17 protein-coding genes are annotated in these 16,232 nt (G+C 44.5%); 15 read left to right on the top strand and 2 right to left on the bottom strand.

Going from position 1 to position 16,232, the window contains the following annotated elements; all coding sequences use genetic code 11:
- Positions 1 to 6: 6 nt before the first annotated feature.
- The 8 genes from ACOQOE_RS17735 to rfbD all read left to right on the top strand — a co-directional run bounded on the left by ACOQOE_RS17735 (position 7) and on the right by rfbD (position 8,822).
- A complete protein-coding gene (locus ACOQOE_RS17735) occupies positions 7 to 1,296 on the top strand; it encodes an ABC transporter substrate-binding protein (protein WP_420554605.1) in 1,290 nt (429 codons plus the stop codon).
- Between the two features lie 77 nt (positions 1,297 to 1,373).
- Positions 1,374 to 2,270, top strand: coding sequence for a branched-chain amino acid ABC transporter permease (locus tag ACOQOE_RS17730; protein WP_067862815.1), 897 nt, complete (start codon positions 1,374 to 1,376; stop codon positions 2,268 to 2,270).
- A 1-nt stretch (position 2,271) separates the two neighbouring features.
- A complete protein-coding gene (locus tag ACOQOE_RS17725) occupies positions 2,272 to 3,210 on the top strand; it encodes a branched-chain amino acid ABC transporter permease (protein WP_420554604.1) in 939 nt (312 codons plus the stop codon).
- Positions 3,207 to 3,989 carry an ABC transporter ATP-binding protein gene (locus tag ACOQOE_RS17720; protein ID WP_420554603.1) on the top strand — a complete coding sequence of 261 codons (783 nt, stop codon included), beginning with the start codon at positions 3,207 to 3,209 and terminating at the stop codon, positions 3,987 to 3,989. Before ACOQOE_RS17725 ends, ACOQOE_RS17720 begins: the two co-directional genes overlap by 4 nt.
- Entirely contained in the window at positions 3,982 to 4,644 is a 663-nt protein-coding gene (locus ACOQOE_RS17715) for an ATP-binding cassette domain-containing protein (RefSeq protein ID WP_420554602.1), read from the top strand. The genes ACOQOE_RS17720 and ACOQOE_RS17715 overlap by 8 nt, the downstream gene beginning before the upstream one ends.
- A complete protein-coding gene (locus ACOQOE_RS17710) occupies positions 4,644 to 5,804 on the top strand; it encodes an iron-containing alcohol dehydrogenase (RefSeq protein WP_067862808.1) in 1,161 nt (386 codons plus the stop codon). Before ACOQOE_RS17715 ends, ACOQOE_RS17710 begins: the two co-directional genes overlap by 1 nt.
- A gap of 162 nt (positions 5,805 to 5,966) precedes the next feature.
- Positions 5,967 to 7,421 (top strand): NAD-dependent succinate-semialdehyde dehydrogenase, encoded by a 1,455-nt coding sequence (locus ACOQOE_RS17705; RefSeq protein WP_420554601.1) that lies wholly within the window; start codon positions 5,967 to 5,969, stop codon positions 7,419 to 7,421.
- 483 nt (positions 7,422 to 7,904) lie between these two features.
- The gene (gene rfbD, locus ACOQOE_RS17700) at positions 7,905 to 8,822 is read left to right on the top strand and encodes a dTDP-4-dehydrorhamnose reductase (protein WP_420554600.1); all 918 of its coding nucleotides are present in this window, start codon (positions 7,905 to 7,907) and stop codon (positions 8,820 to 8,822) included.
- Between the two features lie 5 nt (positions 8,823 to 8,827).
- Here rfbD and ACOQOE_RS17695 read toward each other — a convergent pair whose 3' ends face one another.
- Positions 8,828 to 9,205, bottom strand: coding sequence for a SirB2 family protein (locus ACOQOE_RS17695; protein ID WP_067862804.1), 378 nt, complete (start codon positions 9,203 to 9,205; stop codon positions 8,828 to 8,830).
- Positions 9,206 to 9,381: 176 nt separating this feature from the next.
- On the opposite strand from ACOQOE_RS17695, the gene moaA reads away from it, so the two are divergent.
- The 7 genes from moaA (at position 9,382) to ACOQOE_RS17660 (ending at position 14,870) form a co-directional block, all read left to right on the top strand.
- Positions 9,382 to 10,383: a GTP 3',8-cyclase MoaA gene (gene moaA, locus ACOQOE_RS17690; RefSeq protein ID WP_420554599.1), complete on the top strand. Its 1,002-nt coding sequence runs from the start codon at positions 9,382 to 9,384 to the stop codon at positions 10,381 to 10,383.
- A gap of 44 nt (positions 10,384 to 10,427) precedes the next feature.
- Positions 10,428 to 10,964, top strand: coding sequence for a molybdenum cofactor biosynthesis protein B (moaB, locus tag ACOQOE_RS17685; protein ID WP_067862802.1), 537 nt, complete (start codon positions 10,428 to 10,430; stop codon positions 10,962 to 10,964).
- 11 nt (positions 10,965 to 10,975) lie between these two features.
- Positions 10,976 to 12,193 carry a gephyrin-like molybdotransferase Glp gene (gene glp / locus ACOQOE_RS17680; protein ID WP_067862800.1) on the top strand — a complete coding sequence of 406 codons (1,218 nt, stop codon included), beginning with the start codon at positions 10,976 to 10,978 and terminating at the stop codon, positions 12,191 to 12,193.
- Positions 12,194 to 12,282: 89 nt separating this feature from the next.
- Positions 12,283 to 13,392 (top strand): 1-acyl-sn-glycerol-3-phosphate acyltransferase, encoded by a 1,110-nt coding sequence (locus ACOQOE_RS17675; RefSeq protein ID WP_420554598.1) that lies wholly within the window; start codon positions 12,283 to 12,285, stop codon positions 13,390 to 13,392.
- 2 nt (positions 13,393 to 13,394) lie between these two features.
- On the top strand, positions 13,395 to 13,874 hold the full coding sequence (gene moaC, locus ACOQOE_RS17670; RefSeq protein ID WP_303416113.1) for a cyclic pyranopterin monophosphate synthase MoaC: 480 nt from the start codon (positions 13,395 to 13,397) through the stop codon (positions 13,872 to 13,874).
- A gap of 2 nt (positions 13,875 to 13,876) precedes the next feature.
- A complete protein-coding gene (gene moaD / locus ACOQOE_RS17665) occupies positions 13,877 to 14,128 on the top strand; it encodes a molybdopterin converting factor subunit 1 (RefSeq protein WP_067862795.1) in 252 nt (83 codons plus the stop codon).
- 1 nt (position 14,129) lies between these two features.
- Positions 14,130 to 14,870, top strand: coding sequence for a lysophospholipid acyltransferase family protein (locus ACOQOE_RS17660; RefSeq protein WP_420554597.1), 741 nt, complete (start codon positions 14,130 to 14,132; stop codon positions 14,868 to 14,870).
- Between the two features lie 65 nt (positions 14,871 to 14,935).
- Here ACOQOE_RS17660 and fabB read toward each other — a convergent pair whose 3' ends face one another.
- The gene (fabB, locus tag ACOQOE_RS17655; protein ID WP_067862792.1) at positions 14,936 to 16,153 is read right to left on the bottom strand and encodes a beta-ketoacyl-ACP synthase I; all 1,218 of its coding nucleotides are present in this window, start codon (positions 16,151 to 16,153) and stop codon (positions 14,936 to 14,938) included.
- Positions 16,154 to 16,232 lie beyond the last annotated feature (79 nt).

Genomic DNA, 16,232 nt, shown 5'->3' with positions numbered 1-16,232 from the left:
AAAATAATGTTTATACCATTTGCTAAAAAGTCTGCTTTAGTGGGGTTACTTGTAGCCTCAGCCGTTGCTCAGCCTGTTCTGGCTGCTGATGAATACAAATTAGGTTTGGTTACTTTTCTTTCTGGCGGTGCTGCCGGACCTTTTGGTGTACCAGCGCAGAACGCTGCGAACCTTTTATTAGAAACGTTGAATGAAGGGGCCTTACCTGCGCCGTATAACGCTAAAGGGATTAATGGTCGTACCATTAAACCTATCTATGTAGATGAAGCGGGTGGTGCAACTAAGCAATCTTCAGAATATCGCAACTTGGTTGAGCGTCAAGGTGTTGATGCGGTTGTGGGTTATATCTCATCAGGGGATTGCCTAGCGGTACCTGCGGTTGCAGAAGAGCTAAAAACCTTAACGGTATTGTTTGACTGTGGTACGCCGCGTGTATTTGAAGATAACTCATTCAAATACGTTTTCCGTACGGGTCCGACAACAACGATGGATAGCGTAGCTGCGTCCTACTATATCAAAGATATTTTCCCTAATTTAAACGCGGTATCTGGTATTAACCAGAACTACTCGTTTGGGCATGAGTCTTGGGCTGATTTCTACGGTTCATTAAAAGGTCTACAGGCTGATATAGATGTTCCAACTAAGCAGTTCCCTAAAATATACGCAGGCCAGTATGGTGCAGAGATCTCTGCACTGATGGTGAACTCAGCTGATGTTATTCACTCCTCTTTCTGGGGCGGTGATATGGAAGCCTTCCTACTTCAGGGTGCTGCACGTGGTTTGTTTGAAGATCAGACAGCCCTGCTGACAACCGGTGAAAGTGCGATGTACCGTTTGTCTGATCAGATCCCTGAAGGCACGATTTTAGGCGGCCGTGGTCCATTTGGTATTTATGCACCGGATAATGCGCTGAACCGTTGGTTCCGTGATGCTTACAGTAAACGTTTCGGCACTCAGCCAACCTACCCAGCTTATAAAATGGTGCAAGGTATCCTTGGTTTGAAACTTGCGACAGAGCAAGCAGCGGCTAAGGTTTCTGGCCAGCCGACAACCGAAGATGTTGTGTCCGCGTTTGAGTACCTTGAATATGAAGGTCCGGGCGGCAAGGTTTCGATGAATATGGGTAAAGGCCATCAGGCAAGCATGGAAATGGTCTATGGCCGTTATGCACTTAAAGATGGTAAACCTGCTGTAACTGATGTTCGTCGCTATGCGGCTGAATGTGTTAACCCTTCCGATAATATGCCTGCCAATGAGTGGATTGAAAAAGGCATGCCTGGCGCTAAATGTAACTAAATGCGCATCCGACAAGCTGGCGTCACGCTGGCTTGTCTTTTTTTTGCCCTTTTTTTTGTAAATCTGGAGCGTTGCTCATGAAATTGGTAATTGCGATGTTGATGGATGGCGTTATTTACGCCTCCTGGCTTTTTGTAATCGCAGCTGGCCTAACTCTCATCTACGGTGTGATGAGAATTCTTAATATGGCCCATGGTAGTTTTTATGCCATTGGTGCCTACGGCGGTGCCTCGCTGGTGGGGTTTTATTTAGCGGGTGGTTATCCACCTTGGGGAGCTTATTTTATGCTGCTAGGGGCTGCCCTCATCGGCGGAACCGTAGTAGGACTTCTGATCGAGCGCGGTCTGTTAAGGATGATGTACGGTCGTGACGAAGTGGTCATGATTCTAGTGACCTATGCGATTTTATTAATACTGGAAGATGTTATTAAGCTGATCTGGGGCGTTGATGCGTATTTCGCTTATCAGCCATATACCCTTTTAGGACGAACAAAGCTGGCGGGCTTGTCGTTTGCAAATTATGACATATTGCTGATTTTTGTATCAGCACTGATCTGTTTTGTACTTTGGTGGGGCCTAAATAGAACCCGCAAAGGTAAGTTATTACAAGCGGTTATTCATGACCGTGATACTGCTGCTTTCCTCGGTATTAACGTCACACGTATGTTTACTGTCACCTTTGTTATTGGCGCTGTTTTAGGTGCCTTGGCGGGTGCATTGACGGCTCCAGGTATCTCTGTCATGCCGGGCATAGGTGTTGAAGTAATTATTTTGGCGTTTGCTGTTGTGGTAATTGGCGGCTTGGGCAGTGTAGGGGGCGCGTTACTGGGTGCCTTAATTGTTGGGCTGGCCCGTTCTGCGGCGGTACATCTTTATCCTGATGCTGAGTTGTTTGTTATTTATGGTGTGATGGGCTTAGTACTTGCGTTCCGTCCTCAGGGTCTCTTTGCCATTGCTACCGCGAGGAAAATTTAACATGAAATATGCAACGACGATGATTGTAGGGGCAGGTATCGCGTTACTAGCGGCTGGCCTCTTTATGCCTGGATGGTTGACCTTTTTATTGACCTTGGCATTCGCTAAAGGGCTTGTTGTGATGGGGCTCTTGCTACTGATGCGTGCGGGGCTTGTCTCTTTCGGGCAAGGTTTGTATTACTGCTTAGGTGCTTACTGTGTTGGTATCGCGGGCGATTATTTTGAAACCCAAAATGCACTGCTCCTACTCTTACTTGCGGTTGTGGTTTGTGTCGCTTTAGCGGCAGTTATTGGGCTGCTGCTATGCCGTTACAGGGATATATTCTTCGCCATGTTTTCTATGGCTTTCTCGATGATCCTTTATGGTGTGCTGGTTAAAAGCTCTGCCTTTGGTTCATCCGATGGCTTTAATGTTAAGCCTCCATTGTTATTCGGTTGGACGCCTACAGGTGAAAGCGGCCCCTTCCTCGCTTACGGTTTAGCCGTAGTTGCGCTTGTTGGGGTGGGTATCTTTGTGTGGCGCTATCTTCGTTCTCCAATGGGTTATGCTGGTGAGGCGGTTCGTGAGAATGAAATTCGTGTCGAATATCTAGGTGCTTCAGTGCGTAGAATTATCTATACGAAATACCTGTTAGCTGCTGCAATGGCTGGACTTGGTGGTGGTATTACAGCGCTAGCAGCGGGTCATATAGATCCTGAAATGGCGTATTGGACGACTTCCGGTGAGTTTGTCTTTATTGCCTTAATGGGTGGCGTTGGTCATGCTGCGGGTCCCGTTATTGGCGCGGTGCTATTTGAGTTGTTGCGAACTTATGCATTCCAAATATCCCCTTACACATGGCAGATGATTTTAGGTATAGCGTTACTGGTCATCATTCTTTATCTACCTAAAGGTGTTTGGTCTCTGGTCGAGCGCGTAACGAAAGGTAAGCCATTATGAGTGCTTTATTAGAAACACGTTCATTAGCGCGTAATTTTGGCGCTGTTACAGCAGCTGCAGATATCGATGTCACGATTAATGCGGGTGAAATAGTCGGTGTCATTGGCTCAAATGGCGCGGGTAAAACAACCTTTATCAATATGGTAACTGGCTATCTTGCACCTAGTAGCGGTGAAATATTGTTTAAAGGAAAAAGCATCGTTGGGAAAAACCCTCGGCAAGTGATGCGTGCGGGTATCTGCCGTTCGTTTCAGGTTGCACAACTATTTCCTGAATTGACGGTACTCGATAATGTCTTGATCGCTTACGGCATCATGAAGCACAAGGTTTTACCGTTGATGAGTCCCTTAGCAACAAAAGCCAATATTCAGCAGGCTGAACAGCTATTGGAAGAGTATGGTATTACCAGCTATATGGCTGAAACGGTTGTGACCTTGCCTCAGGGTGTTAGGAAGTTACTTGATATTGCTTTAGCGATGTTGCGTAAACCTGAAATCTTGCTACTTGATGAGCCGACTTCAGGTGTGGCCATTGATGATAAGTTTGAGTTGATGGACACCGTGATGCGTGCTGTACGTAAGTCAGGGGCGGCTGTGTTGTTCGTTGAACATGATATGGAAGTGATTGCGCGTTATTCAACCCGCCTTATTGCTTTTTATGACGGCCGAGTATTAGCCGATGGCGCAGTAAGTGAAGTTATGGGTGATGAAAAGGTAAAAGAACTGGTTACTGGGCATCACCTAGATATCGATTACGAACGAGAGGTGGAACATGCTTAAGCTGTCCTCGATCAACACGAATATTGCCGGTACGCCAATACTGCGTGACGTTAATTTATCCATTGAGCCTGGTGTGCTTGTGGGTCTGATTGGCCGCAATGGTGCAGGTAAAACGACACTGATGCGGACCGTAATGGGCTTGCTTGCGCCAGAGTCGGGCGGTATTACGATCCACGGTCAAGATATGACGACGTTAGCGCCTCATTTCAGATCGCAGGCGAAAGTGGGCTACATGCCTGAAGATCGACAGCTCGTGCCAACGCTAACGGTAGAGGAAAATATTCTTATTCCTGCTTGGGCTAATACTTTACCAGGCGCTGAAGCGCGTTTGGCTTGGGTTTATGAGTTGATGCCAGAAGTAGAAGCATTTGCAGACCGAAAAGCACTGCAGTTGTCCGGTGGCCAGCAAAAATTGGTAGCTCTTGCTAGGGCGTTGATGACGGGTAGCCACTTATTACTATTAGATGAGCCTTTTGAAGGTGTAGCGCCGGCGTTATCCCGTCGATTGGCGAGTGTTTTACATACCTTAAAAGATGAAGGTCTAACGGTATTACTGTCTGAATCGGATTATAGTCACTCGGCTGATTTGGTCGATAAAATTTACACTATAGAGCGTGGCGCAGTATCTGCACAGAAGCAGGTAGGAGAAGAGTAATGACTGATTTTGTTTTTAATTTTCCTAAGCAACTGATTTGTAAACCAGGTGCAGCAAAAGAGCTGGGTGAGATTTGCCTGCGTACTATAGGTCAGCGGGTGATGGTGGTTACTGACCAAGGAATTGTTAATGCTGGTTTGCTAGCACCTATATTGGACACGCTTAAAGCTGCAGATGTTGAAGCTTTAGTTTTTGATCAGGTTCTAGCGGATCCAGCGGAACAGATTGTACTAGCCGCAACTCAGCAAGCTGTAGATGCCGGTGTTGAGGGTGTGATCGGTTTAGGTGGTGGTTCCTCGATGGACGTTGCTAAGCTTGTTGCATTACTCGCAAAAGGCGAAGAATCATTAGCTGATATTTATGGGGTTAATATGGTGAAAGGTCAGCGCCTTCCACTGATTCAGATCCCTACGACGGCTGGTACTGGTTCTGAAGTGACTGCTGTATCTATCATTACGGTTGGGGAAGGGGAGAAAAAAGGGGTTGTCTCCTCTCAATTACTACCTGATCTGGCTCTGTTGGATGCTGAATTGACCTTAGGCTTACCGGCGATGGTGACTGCTACAACTGGTGTTGATGCGATGGTGCATGCTATTGAAGCTTATACCTCTGCAAGTCCTAACCATAATTTGATTTCTGATGCTTCCGCCAAAGAGGCCTTACTGCTCTTAGGTGCTAACATTGAGTCGGCGGTTCATGATGGTACGGATCTTCAAGTACGCTCAAATATGTTATTGGGATCAATGCTAGCTGGGCAAGCGTTTGCTAACTCCCCAGTGGCTGCTGTCCATGCATTGGCTTATCCATTGGGTGGTATCTATCATCTGCCTCATGGTTTGACCAATGCGCTAGTGTTACCGCATGTGATGCGTTTTAACCAGTCTGAGTGTGCTGAGCAATATGCTGAGTTAGCGCCGTTGGTTTTTCCTCAGTTAGCAGAAATTGCTGATGTTGTAGAGCGAAGCAATGCATTCATCGAAGCGCTAGATAAGTTAAACCGCTCCCTAGGAATATTACCGCAACTACGTGATTACGATATCGAAGAGTCGGCAATACCTACTTTAGCCCGGGATGCCATGAAGCAGACTCGTTTATTAGTCAATAATCCACGTGAAGTTAGCCTTGAGGATGCAACAGCTATCTATCAAGCGGCGTGGTGATAGCTCATTTTGATATGAAATTGGAGTGCTTTTTTTGAGGGGGTAAAAACTTCGTCTTAAAAACAGCTTATTCATGTTTATATTGATAGAGCCAACTAAATGCCAGTAACTTTGTTCGTGTTAGGTTCAAAGTTACAGAAAATTGCCGTATGAGGCCTTTAAATGCAATTAAATAATTCTACTTTATTACAACAGCAATCCTTTATTGATGGGCAGTGGTGTGATGCAAGTAACGGCGATGTTTTTGTCGTTAAGAATCCAGCGACAGGGGATGTTCTTGCAGAAGTCGCGGACTTAGGTGCTGATGATACTCGTCGTGCGATTACCGCTGCTGAAGCGGCTCGTTCCGATTGGAGTGCTTATACCGGTAAAGAGCGCAGCGCATTGCTACGTCGATGGTTTGATCTGATTATTGAAGCGCAAGATGATCTTGCTGTTTTGATGACGTCAGAGCAAGGTAAACCGGTTAATGAAGCACGTGGTGAAGTGCTGTATGGCGCATCGTTTGTTGAATGGTTTGCCGAAGAAGCGAAGCGTGTCTATGGGGATATTATTCCGCCACATGGTCGTGATAAGCGTCTGCTAGTACTTAAGCAGCCGATTGGTGTTGCTGCAGCCATCACGCCGTGGAACTTCCCTATAGCGATGATTACTCGTAAAGTGGCTCCGGCCCTAGCGGCGGGCTGTCCGGTAGTCATTAAACCATCGGAGCTTACACCCTTGTCAGCGCTGGCACTTGCTCAGCTTGCACTCGAAGCGGGATTCCCTAAAGGGGTGTTTAATGTTGTTACATCCACGAATGCACCGGAAGTGGGCAAAGTACTGTGTGCGGACTCTCGTGTACGTAAGCTATCGTTTACCGGCTCTACACCTGTAGGTAAGTTATTAGCGGAGCAGTGCGCTAGCAATGTTAAGAAGGTTTCGTTGGAGTTGGGAGGTAATGCACCTTTTATTGTCTTTGATGATGCTGACTTAGATGCAGCGATTAGCGGAGTGATTGCTTCAAAATTCCGTAATGCGGGGCAGACTTGTGTTTGTACTAATCGGATCTTTGTTCATGAAGCGGTTTACGACACTTTTGCTGAGAAATTAAAGACAGCGGTACAAGCGCTAGCGGTAGGTAATGGATTTGATGAAGGTGTTGCAATAGGCCCACTTATTGATGACCGTGCGTTGAATAAAGTTGAAAGCCTAGTTAATGATGCGTTGGATAATGGCGCAACATTGCTGAGTGGTGGTGAACGCTTTACGACCGTAATAAACGGCTATCGTCCAACGATCTTAAGTAACGTTGATAATAATATGCGTATTGCTCAGGAAGAGATTTTTGGCCCAGTGGCGACTTTGATCCCATTTACTGAAGAACAAGATGTAGTACAGATGGCTAATGACACACCATTTGGGCTGGCTGCGTATTTCTATTCCCGTGATATTGGACGTATTTGGCGCGTCTCTGAAGCACTGGAATACGGTATGGTGGGTATTAACGAAGGTATTATTTCTACAGAAGTCGCGCCATTTGGTGGTATTAAAGAATCAGGTTTAGGCCGTGAAGGTTCTAAGTATGGTATCGATGACTATGTTGAGATTAAGTATCTCTGCATGGGGATTAGTTGATTTAATTTTATAGCTTGTGCCGTCCGTATTGCTATATTTGCCCCTTAATAGGGGCTTTTTTATTCAATATAAAAAGGTTAAGTATAAACCGTTTTTTGCTCTACCGATTAGTGGGGCTGTGGTATAGGTCATGGACTTTTGGGTTGGATCTGTTTGTTTGAAAGTATGATTATTCAGTAACGCGCGATTGAGTGGTTTACTTCGTTGCTTTCATTAATTGTTTTCCATAAACTCGAAACTCATAAATCAGTTTTAGATTGAATGCCTCGCATTGCGAGGTTTTCTTTTTCTAGGGGCTGTTACTGTATATGTATAAGATCTTTTAATTCCTTATTGGTCAATGTGGAAAGTTTCGCTAGCCTAATGAGCGGATTAAGGTATATCTTTTACTTATTCCCTAGCGATCTTATGGAATAGCTTTTTGTCTTCAATCTACAGTGCAGCAGTACTTACCTAACAAGTAGGTATTGTCTAAATAAACGAATGGATCTGGAATTACTTCTTAAACCTGTCAAAATTTTAATCATCGGTGCTAAAGGACAAGTTGGCACGGGTCTTACTCGCTTAGGGGAAACGGATTCATTTTTTGAAATTATTGCGTTAGATAAGTCTGCTTTGGATATCACCAACGAAGAGCAGATCAGAGATCAGTTAGCGCATTATCTACCTGATTACGTTATTAATTGTGCTGCATTCGATCATGTTGATGAGGCGGAGCATAAAGCTGATTTATGTTATGCGGTTAATGCAAAAGGTGTAGAGAAGTTAGCCTTGGCCTGTGGTGATCTTTCCATTCCAATGTTTCACCTCTCAACCGATTATGTGTTTGATGGCCACTATGCGAGTGGCTATACAGAAGATGATGAGGTTGCGCCGCTAGGTATCTATGGTGATAGTAAGTGGCAAGGTGAAGAGCTTCTGCGACAGGTATTACCAAAGCATCTTATTTTGCGGGTGAGCTGGTTGTTTAGTGAGCAAGGGAATAACTTTGTACTAAGAACCTTAGATGCGGCTAGAACACAGGATGCCCTTGAGGCGGTAAGTGATCGTCGGGGCTGCCCAACATCAGCATCTGATGTCGCTAGAGTTATTTTGGCTATGCTGAAACAGGTTCATAGTGGAGCTGAGGCTTGGGGCACTTATCATTACTGTGGCGCAGAGATCACAAACCGTTATGACTTTTGCAAAGAAATTTTGATCACCGCGGGTAGCTATGAAAATTTCAAAGTTGAAACGCTTGTGCCGATCTCAAGTAAAGATTATGTAACTGAAGCTCAAAGGCCTAATACGTCAGTGCTGACTTGTAAAAAGCTTTTGAGCGTTTTTGGTATACGGCAACGGCCATGGCGACAAGAGTTGAAATGGCTGATGCGTATTATCTACAGTTCATCAAAGCCTTAGAGCTTTTAGCTCCAAGGTATTGCTGAATGTGTAAAAGCGACTGTCAGTATGTACGCAAATGTCGCAACAGCAGCACAGAAGGCCCCTAGTTTGATGAGTGCTGTTTTCCCTCTTTTTAATGCGATTGTGCCTAAGACTATATATAAGACTAAAGCGAGTAATTTTGCGGTTAGCCAGTGATCCACAAAGGGATATTGTTGTAGTAAAATGGTTAGCGTTATTGCACTAATAAGCAATACAGAGTCAATAATATGGGGCGCAACTTTTACCCAACGTTTTTCCATCATTTTAGGTTTTAGAAAAACCCAAAAAGCTCTTAATAGAAAAAAGCTAATACTTAATACTACGGCTGTTAGGTGTATATGTTTTATTGCTATGTACATAATAGTGTTTATCTTCTCTGTAGTGTTTTGTATAACAAAGTTTACAAGGGAAAGCTTTCTGTTCGCGCCTTATTTGAATAAATAGGCGTAGTGCCTGACTTATTCACAGCTTTCCTGCATTCTATGCTATTTTAGGCCTCTAAAATAAAGCTTTATACTGCGTATGCAAGAGATTCATGCCTAATACTTCAAAACACACTACTCTCGTCGATCGTTTTGGACGCACTGTTGATTATATCCGCTTATCGGTTACCGATAGGTGTGATTTTCGGTGCGTGTATTGTATGGCTGAGAATATGACATTTTTACCCCATGCTCAGGTTTTATCTTTAGAAGAGATTGAGCAAGTTGCCGCAGCTTTTGTCGGGTTAGGTGTAAAGAAAATTCGCCTGACAGGAGGTGAACCGCTTGTACGTAGGGATGTTATAAAACTGATTCGTGGGGTTGGGCAGCTCGATGCGGAGTTATCCATCACCACTAATGGCTCGCAATTATTAGATATGGCAACGGATCTGAAAAGTGCAGGTGTGAATCGCTTAAATATTAGTATCGATAGCCTTAGAGCCGACCGCTTTAAAGAGATGACCCGTACCGGCAAGTTAGCTCAAGTATTGGCGGGTATTGATGCTGCTGTAAAAATTGGCTTCGACCGTATAAAACTGAATACAGTCGTGATGAAAGGTCGCAATGACGACGAGGTGCTGGATCTTGTTGAATATGCGCGCGACGCTGGAGTTGATATCAGCTTTATTGAAGAGATGCCGCTAGGTAATATCTCTGAGCATGATCGTGCCAAAGTGTATTGCTCAAGTGATGAGGTAAGCGCACTTATTAGTGAGCGTTATCAGCTAGAGCTAACCACTGAGCGAACCGCTGGTCCATCCCGTTATTACCGTATGCAAGACTCGGAAAGTCGAGTTGGTTTTATCTCCCCCCATAGCCATAATTTTTGTTCAGAATGTAATCGCGTTAGAGTGACGGTTGAAGGTCGATTGTTACTTTGTTTAGGTAATGAACACTCAGTTGATCTGCGTGAAACCCTACGTCAATACCCGGATGATATAGAGCGTTTGCAGCAGGTTATGGTGAAGGCGATGGATTTAAAACCGGAGAAACATGAGTTTGATCTGGATGAAGAGCCCCAAATTGTCCGTTTTATGAATATGACGGGCGGTTAGACCGTCCCCTATTTTTAATAATTTAGTTTTAGGATTATTCCCGAATGTCACATACACCTAAAGATGCTGAATTTACACCGTTAAATATAGCGGTACTGACTGTCTCTGATACAAGAACGATTGATACAGATACATCAGGGCAGGCTTTAATTGAACGCTTAGAGAGCGCGGGCCATCAATTGGCAGCACGCCAGATTGTTATTGATGACGTTTATGAGATGCGGGCGATTGCTTCCAAGTGGATCGTAGATCCTGAGATACATGTCATTATTTCAACTGGAGGAACGGGATTCGCTGGACGTGACTCTACACCAGAAGCGATGCAGCCATTATTTGATAAAACGATTGAGGGATTTGGTGAATTATTCCGTCAGATCTCAGCCCAACAAATCGGCACATCTACTATTCAGTCACGAGCACTAGGTGGCTTGGCCAATGGTACTGTTATCTTCTGTCTGCCGGGTTCCACTGGCGCTTGTCGGACGGGTTGGGATGATGTTATTTCTGATCAACTGGATAGCCGCCATAGACCCTGTAACTTTGTTACTATGCTCATGAAGCACCGTGCGGATAATCAGTAGGTGGTGAGGGTATGAATAGTTGTGATACACAATCAGGTTTACTACCTATTGAAACCGCATTAGAGCGCTTGATTGAAAATTCCAAACCAATAGCGGGCGTTGAAACTATTACCATCACGGAAGCATTGGGCCGTGTACTTGCAGAATCACCTATAGCTTCAGTATCAGTACCACCTGCAGACAATAGTGGCATGGATGGTTATGCACTGAATACGGCAGATCTCACAGATGGGGTTACTCGGCTGGTGGTCAGCCAACGGATTCCTGCTGGTTCATCTCCTCAGCCTATAAAGCCGGGAAGTTGTGCTCGCATTTTTACGGGTGCGGAAATACCTGCTGGAGCCAATACTGTTGTGATGCAAGAGAATGTTACGCTCGACGGTGATGTTGCGGTGTTTCCTGAAGGGGTCTCTGTTGGGAGTAATATTCGCCGAGAAGGGCAAGATATAAAAACTGGCGATTCTATTTTGGCAGAGGGTGTTCGTTTACAACCTGCTGATCTCGGTGTTTTAGCCTCAGTGGGTTTAGCCGAGGTTAATGTTTATAAGCGCTTAAAAGTGGCTATTTTGTCCACCGGAGATGAGTTGGTAGAGCCTGGTTCGCCTTTAGCTTCAGGGCAAATTTATAACTCTAATCGATATATTCTTACCGGCTTGCTGCAAAGCCTAGGTATGGACGTGGTCGATTTAGGCTGTATTGCGGACACACGAGAAGCGACATTAGAAGCACTCGAACGAGCAGCAAATATAGCGGATGCCATTGTAAGTACGGGAGGCGTCTCTGTTGGTGAAGAGGATCATGTTAAAGGTTGTATTGAAGCCTTAGGTGAACTTGATATGTGGAAAATACGTATCAAGCCCGGTAAGCCGGTTGCTTATGGCCGAGTAAAAGACACTCCCTTTATAGGGTTACCGGGTAATCCTACCTCTACCTTAATTACATTCTGTCTATTAGCTAGGCCCTGTCTACTTGGATTACAGGGAGCGGCTTATCAATCACCTATAATGCTTTCTGTGCCCTCCGGTTTTGTCCGGGATAGAGCGATTCAGCGTCAAGAATATCTCCGAGTGCGTTTCGAGGATGGAAAACTGATCCCGCACGTGAATCAGAGCTCAGGCGTTTTAGCGTCAGCAAGCTGGGCTCACGGTTTAGCGGTTGTACCGCCGAATACACGGGTTCAAATAGACGATAGTATTGGTTTTATTTCTTTCTCAGAATTACTGACTTAGTTTATTGTGGGCATTACTTAATTTTCCTGCAGAGTCGATGGGAAAACTGTAAAATATGGCGCTTCATTAAGCGCAGTGCTGAGGAACACATGACAGACCAGCAGGATCCGTATAAAGATATAAGACCATTTAACGATACTGAAGTAGCCGGTGCCCTCACTCATATATTACATGATGATGAGTTCATCTCAGCGGTTACGCGATACCAGTTTCCTAATCTGTCTAAGCGTTTAGGCTGGTTACTTAAGCCATTTGTGCGAATTGCCCTTGCCCGTAAAGTGGGTGATGTGGAAAGTGTTGCTGATTTTCAGGCACTGGTGGGTGATTATATGAAAAAGATGATCGCTCGTAGTACGACTAAGCTAACCTGTAGTGGGATTGACCAATTTGATCCCGAAGACTCCTATCTCTTTATCTCTAATCATCGTGATATCGCAATGGATCCAGCGTTTGTTAACTGGGTGCGTTATCAGTATGGAATGGATACTGTACGTATCGCAATAGGCGATAACTTACTCAGTAAGCCTTATGTCTCTGATATTATGCGCCTGAACAAAAGCTTCATTGTTAATCGCTCAGCAACAGGCCGTGAGATGATGAAGGCTTTAACTCAGTTATCCTCTTATATTGATCACAGTATTCAAAGCGGTCACTCTATTTGGCTGGCTCAGAGGGAGGGGCGCGCAAAAGATGGTAACGATACAACTGATCCCGCCATTTTAAAAATGCTATATATGGCGCACCGTAAAGTTAGAAGCTTCTCTGAACAGGCTAAACGCTTAAATATTATTCCAGTCTCAATCTCTTATGAATATGATCCTTGTGATTCGCTGAAGGCAAATGAATTATATGCCAAAGAAGCGGAAGGAAATTATGAAAAATCTAAGTTTGAAGATATTGAAAGCATTGTGAGAGGGATTACCGGCCACAAAGGACATGTTCATGTGGCGTTTGGTGATCCAATAGAGGGAGACTTTGAAACACCTGAAGCATTAGCTGAAGAGATCGATCGCCAAATTATCTCTAATTATTATTTGCATCCGTCTAATTTGTTAGCGGCGGGCGAAGATTGTGAAGTGACAGAAGAGGCGCGACAAGGGTTGGAGGAGCGATTGAATAATACAGCTAAAGGCGCGGAAGATATTTTGCGAAAAATGTACGCTAACCCCGTGTTTAATCAAAGAAAAATCCAGGAGTAAACATGAGTAAGCTGAGTCATTTGGATGATCAAGGTCATGCAAATATGGTGGACGTCTCAGAAAAGCAGGTTACATTCCGTGAAGCTGTCGCTTATGCAGAAATCCAGATGCGTCCAGAGACTTTGGCACTTATTGTTGATAAAGGGCATAAAAAGGGCGATGTGTTAGCTGTTGCACGTATCGCGGGTATTCAGGCAGCGAAAAGAACCAGTGATCTTATACCTCTCTGTCACCCTTTGATGTTGAGTAAAGTTGCTGTGGATTTGCAACCTAATTATGAACGTAATTTAGTAGAAATCACTGCAACTTGTAAGCTGTCAGGGCAAACTGGTGTTGAGATGGAGGCACTAACTGCTGCTTCGGTTGCGGGTTTGACGATCTATGATATGTGCAAGGCTGTTGATAAAGAGATGGTTATTGGCTCTGTAAAAGTGCTTGCAAAGTCGGGTGGTAAAAGCGGTGATTGGAAGGTAGAGAAGTAGAAATGATAAAAATTCTATACTTTGCTAGTTTGCGAGAACGTTTAGGTATTGAGCAGGAGCTGTTAGAGCTACCTGCGGAGGCTACAGTTGCCGGCGTAATTGATAGGTTGGTGGACCGACATGGCGATCAATGGAAAAAAATACTAAAAGAGGGTCAGGTATTGACTGCGGTTAATTTAGAGATGTGTAATCTTCTGCAGCCTGTCTCAGATAATGATGAGGTGGCCTTTTTCCCACCGGTAACGGGGGGCTAACATGTCAGAGCAAAAAACGAGTGTATTGCAATATATACGTGCCTCTATCTACTATTTAGGTTTTTATCCGCTAACGATTATTCACTCCTCGTTGAGTCTAATTGTTAGTCCAGTGCTTAACTTTCAGCAGCGCTTTAAATTTATTACCTTAATTAACTACTTTTATATCTTTTGGTTGAGAATTTGCTGCGGTGTAGATGTAAAAATAACAGGTCGTGAGCACTTACCTAAAGATGGAGCTTATGTCGCTGTAGCTAATCATTCTAGTGAATGGGAAACCCTGTTTTTACAAACATTTGTACGACCTCAGTGTGCAGTGTTAAAGAAAGAGCTCCTGAGTATACCCTTTTTTGGTTGGGCTCTCGGGTTGCTAAAGCCTATCGCGATTGATCGTAAACAACGTAGAGGCGCGCTTAAACAGCTGCTTACTGAAGGTAAATCCCGCCTAGAAGAAGGTATTCCCGTTGTAATCTTTCCGCAAGGAACACGAGTTCCAGTAGGGAAAATGGGAAAATTTAATAAAGGTGGCGCTATGCTGGCCTTAAGTGCAGGGGTTCCTGTCGTACCTATAATTCATAATGCAGGTATTTATTGGCCAGGCAAAAGTTTCACTAAAACTCCAGGGGTTGTACAGGTGCATGTAGGTGAACCTATTCCTGTTGAAGGACGGACAGTTGATGAAGTGCATACTGATGTAGTGAATTGGCTTGAAAAGCATATGAAAGAGTTAGATTTAGTTTAATCCGTGCATCTGTTTTTAAAGCATAAAAAAACCGCCATATGGCGGTTTTTTTATGCTTGATGTAATTAGCTATCAAGTTTTTCAAATACCAATGTAGCGTTAGTACCACCGAAGCCGAAGCTGTTAGACATTACTCGCTTAAGGTCAACATTATCCTGTTTCTCAACAGCAATCGGTAGACCTTTTGCTTCATCATCTAACTCGTCAATATTGGCGGATGCAGCGATAAAGTTATTTTCTTGCATAAGCAGAGAGTATATCGCTTCTTGAACGCCAGCTGCACCTAAAGAATGACCGGAAAGTGATTTAGTTGAAGTGACTGTTGGCATGTTGTTGCCAAAGGCTTCCTTCATCGCTTTGAGTTCTTGCATGTCGCCTGCAGGTGTTGATGTACCATGTGCATTGATGTAATCAATGCCACCATCAACTGTAGCCATAGCTTGCTTCATGCAGCGTGCAGCACCTTCACCTGAAGGGGCAACCATATCGTAGCCGTCAGACGTTGCACCGTAGCCAACAATTTCAGCGTAGATTTTAGCGCCGCGTGCTTTAGCGTGTTCTAGCTCTTCAACCACGAGGACGCCGGCGCCGCCAGAGATAACAAACCCATCACGGTTTGCGTCGTATGCGCGTGATGCTTTTTCAGGTGTTTCATTATATTTGTTAGATAGAGCCCCCATTGCGTCAAACATTGCTGTTTGTACCCAATGTAGTTCTTCACCACCGCCAGCAAAAACCATATCTTGTTTGCCTAGTTGGATCTGCTCTACGGCATTCCCTATACAGTGAGCGCTTGTTGCGCATGCAGAGGTAATTGAATAGTTAACGCCTTTAATTTTAAAAGGTGTTGCTAGGCAAGCTGAAACGGTTGAACCCATTGTGCGAGTAACACGGTAAGGGCCAACACGTTTTACGCCTTTAGTGCGGGTAATATCTGCTGTCTCTACAATGTTGTCAGCGGATGCACCACCAGAACCTACAATTAAGCCTGTGCGTTCATTGGAAACTTGATCTTCGCTTAGGTCTGCATCAGCTATAGCTTCTTGCATAGCAATGTAAGTGTATGCTGCAGCATCACCCATAAAGCGTAGCAGTTTGCGATCGATTTTATCAGTGAAATCGATATCGATGCTGCCGGCCACTTGGCTACGGAAACCGCGCTCTTTGTAATCTTCCTGGAACTTGATGCCAGAACGACCCTGCTGCAGTGATTCCAGAACAGTTTCTTTGTCTGTACCCAGACAAGAAACAATTCCCATACCGGTAACAACAACGCGACGCATATGCTTCTCTCTCTTATTCTAAATTGAGGTACTTATTTTCCGTGAATCGGCAGCGTTTGGCTAGCGGATTTATTAAAAA

Source organism: Neptuniibacter marinus (assembly GCF_965223595.1).
In the GTDB taxonomy this organism is placed as follows: domain Bacteria; phylum Pseudomonadota; class Gammaproteobacteria; order Pseudomonadales; family Balneatricaceae; genus Neptuniibacter; species Neptuniibacter marinus.
The sequence above is the reverse complement of the archived record's forward strand: the minus strand, read 5'-3'. Positions and strand labels throughout refer to the sequence as shown.

What these genes read in the sequence shown, in the direction of transcription:
- ACOQOE_RS17735 (WP_420554605.1), top strand. Translation starts at nt 7, where the DNA reads ATGTTTATACCATTTGCTAAAAAGTCTGCTTTAGTGGGGTTACTTGTA.
- ACOQOE_RS17730 (WP_067862815.1), top strand. Translation starts at nt 1,374, where the DNA reads ATGAAATTGGTAATTGCGATGTTGATGGATGGCGTTATTTACGCCTCC.
- ACOQOE_RS17725 (WP_420554604.1), top strand. Translation starts at nt 2,272, where the DNA reads ATGAAATATGCAACGACGATGATTGTAGGGGCAGGTATCGCGTTACTA.
- ACOQOE_RS17720 (WP_420554603.1), top strand. Translation starts at nt 3,207, where the DNA reads ATGAGTGCTTTATTAGAAACACGTTCATTAGCGCGTAATTTTGGCGCT.
- ACOQOE_RS17715 (WP_420554602.1), top strand. Translation starts at nt 3,982, where the DNA reads ATGCTTAAGCTGTCCTCGATCAACACGAATATTGCCGGTACGCCAATA.
- ACOQOE_RS17710 (WP_067862808.1), top strand. Translation starts at nt 4,644, where the DNA reads ATGACTGATTTTGTTTTTAATTTTCCTAAGCAACTGATTTGTAAACCA.
- ACOQOE_RS17705 (WP_420554601.1), top strand. Translation starts at nt 5,967, where the DNA reads ATGCAATTAAATAATTCTACTTTATTACAACAGCAATCCTTTATTGAT.
- rfbD (WP_420554600.1), top strand. Translation starts at nt 7,905, where the DNA reads ATGGATCTGGAATTACTTCTTAAACCTGTCAAAATTTTAATCATCGGT.
- ACOQOE_RS17695 (WP_067862804.1), bottom strand. Translation starts at nt 9,205, where the DNA reads ATGTACATAGCAATAAAACATATACACCTAACAGCCGTAGTATTAAGT.
- moaA (WP_420554599.1), top strand. Translation starts at nt 9,382, where the DNA reads ATGCCTAATACTTCAAAACACACTACTCTCGTCGATCGTTTTGGACGC.
- moaB (WP_067862802.1), top strand. Translation starts at nt 10,428, where the DNA reads ATGTCACATACACCTAAAGATGCTGAATTTACACCGTTAAATATAGCG.
- glp (WP_067862800.1), top strand. Translation starts at nt 10,976, where the DNA reads ATGAATAGTTGTGATACACAATCAGGTTTACTACCTATTGAAACCGCA.
- ACOQOE_RS17675 (WP_420554598.1), top strand. Translation starts at nt 12,283, where the DNA reads ATGACAGACCAGCAGGATCCGTATAAAGATATAAGACCATTTAACGAT.
- moaC (WP_303416113.1), top strand. Translation starts at nt 13,395, where the DNA reads ATGAGTAAGCTGAGTCATTTGGATGATCAAGGTCATGCAAATATGGTG.
- moaD (WP_067862795.1), top strand. Translation starts at nt 13,877, where the DNA reads ATGATAAAAATTCTATACTTTGCTAGTTTGCGAGAACGTTTAGGTATT.
- ACOQOE_RS17660 (WP_420554597.1), top strand. Translation starts at nt 14,130, where the DNA reads ATGTCAGAGCAAAAAACGAGTGTATTGCAATATATACGTGCCTCTATC.
- fabB (WP_067862792.1), bottom strand. Translation starts at nt 16,153, where the DNA reads ATGCGTCGCGTTGTTGTTACCGGTATGGGAATTGTTTCTTGTCTGGGT.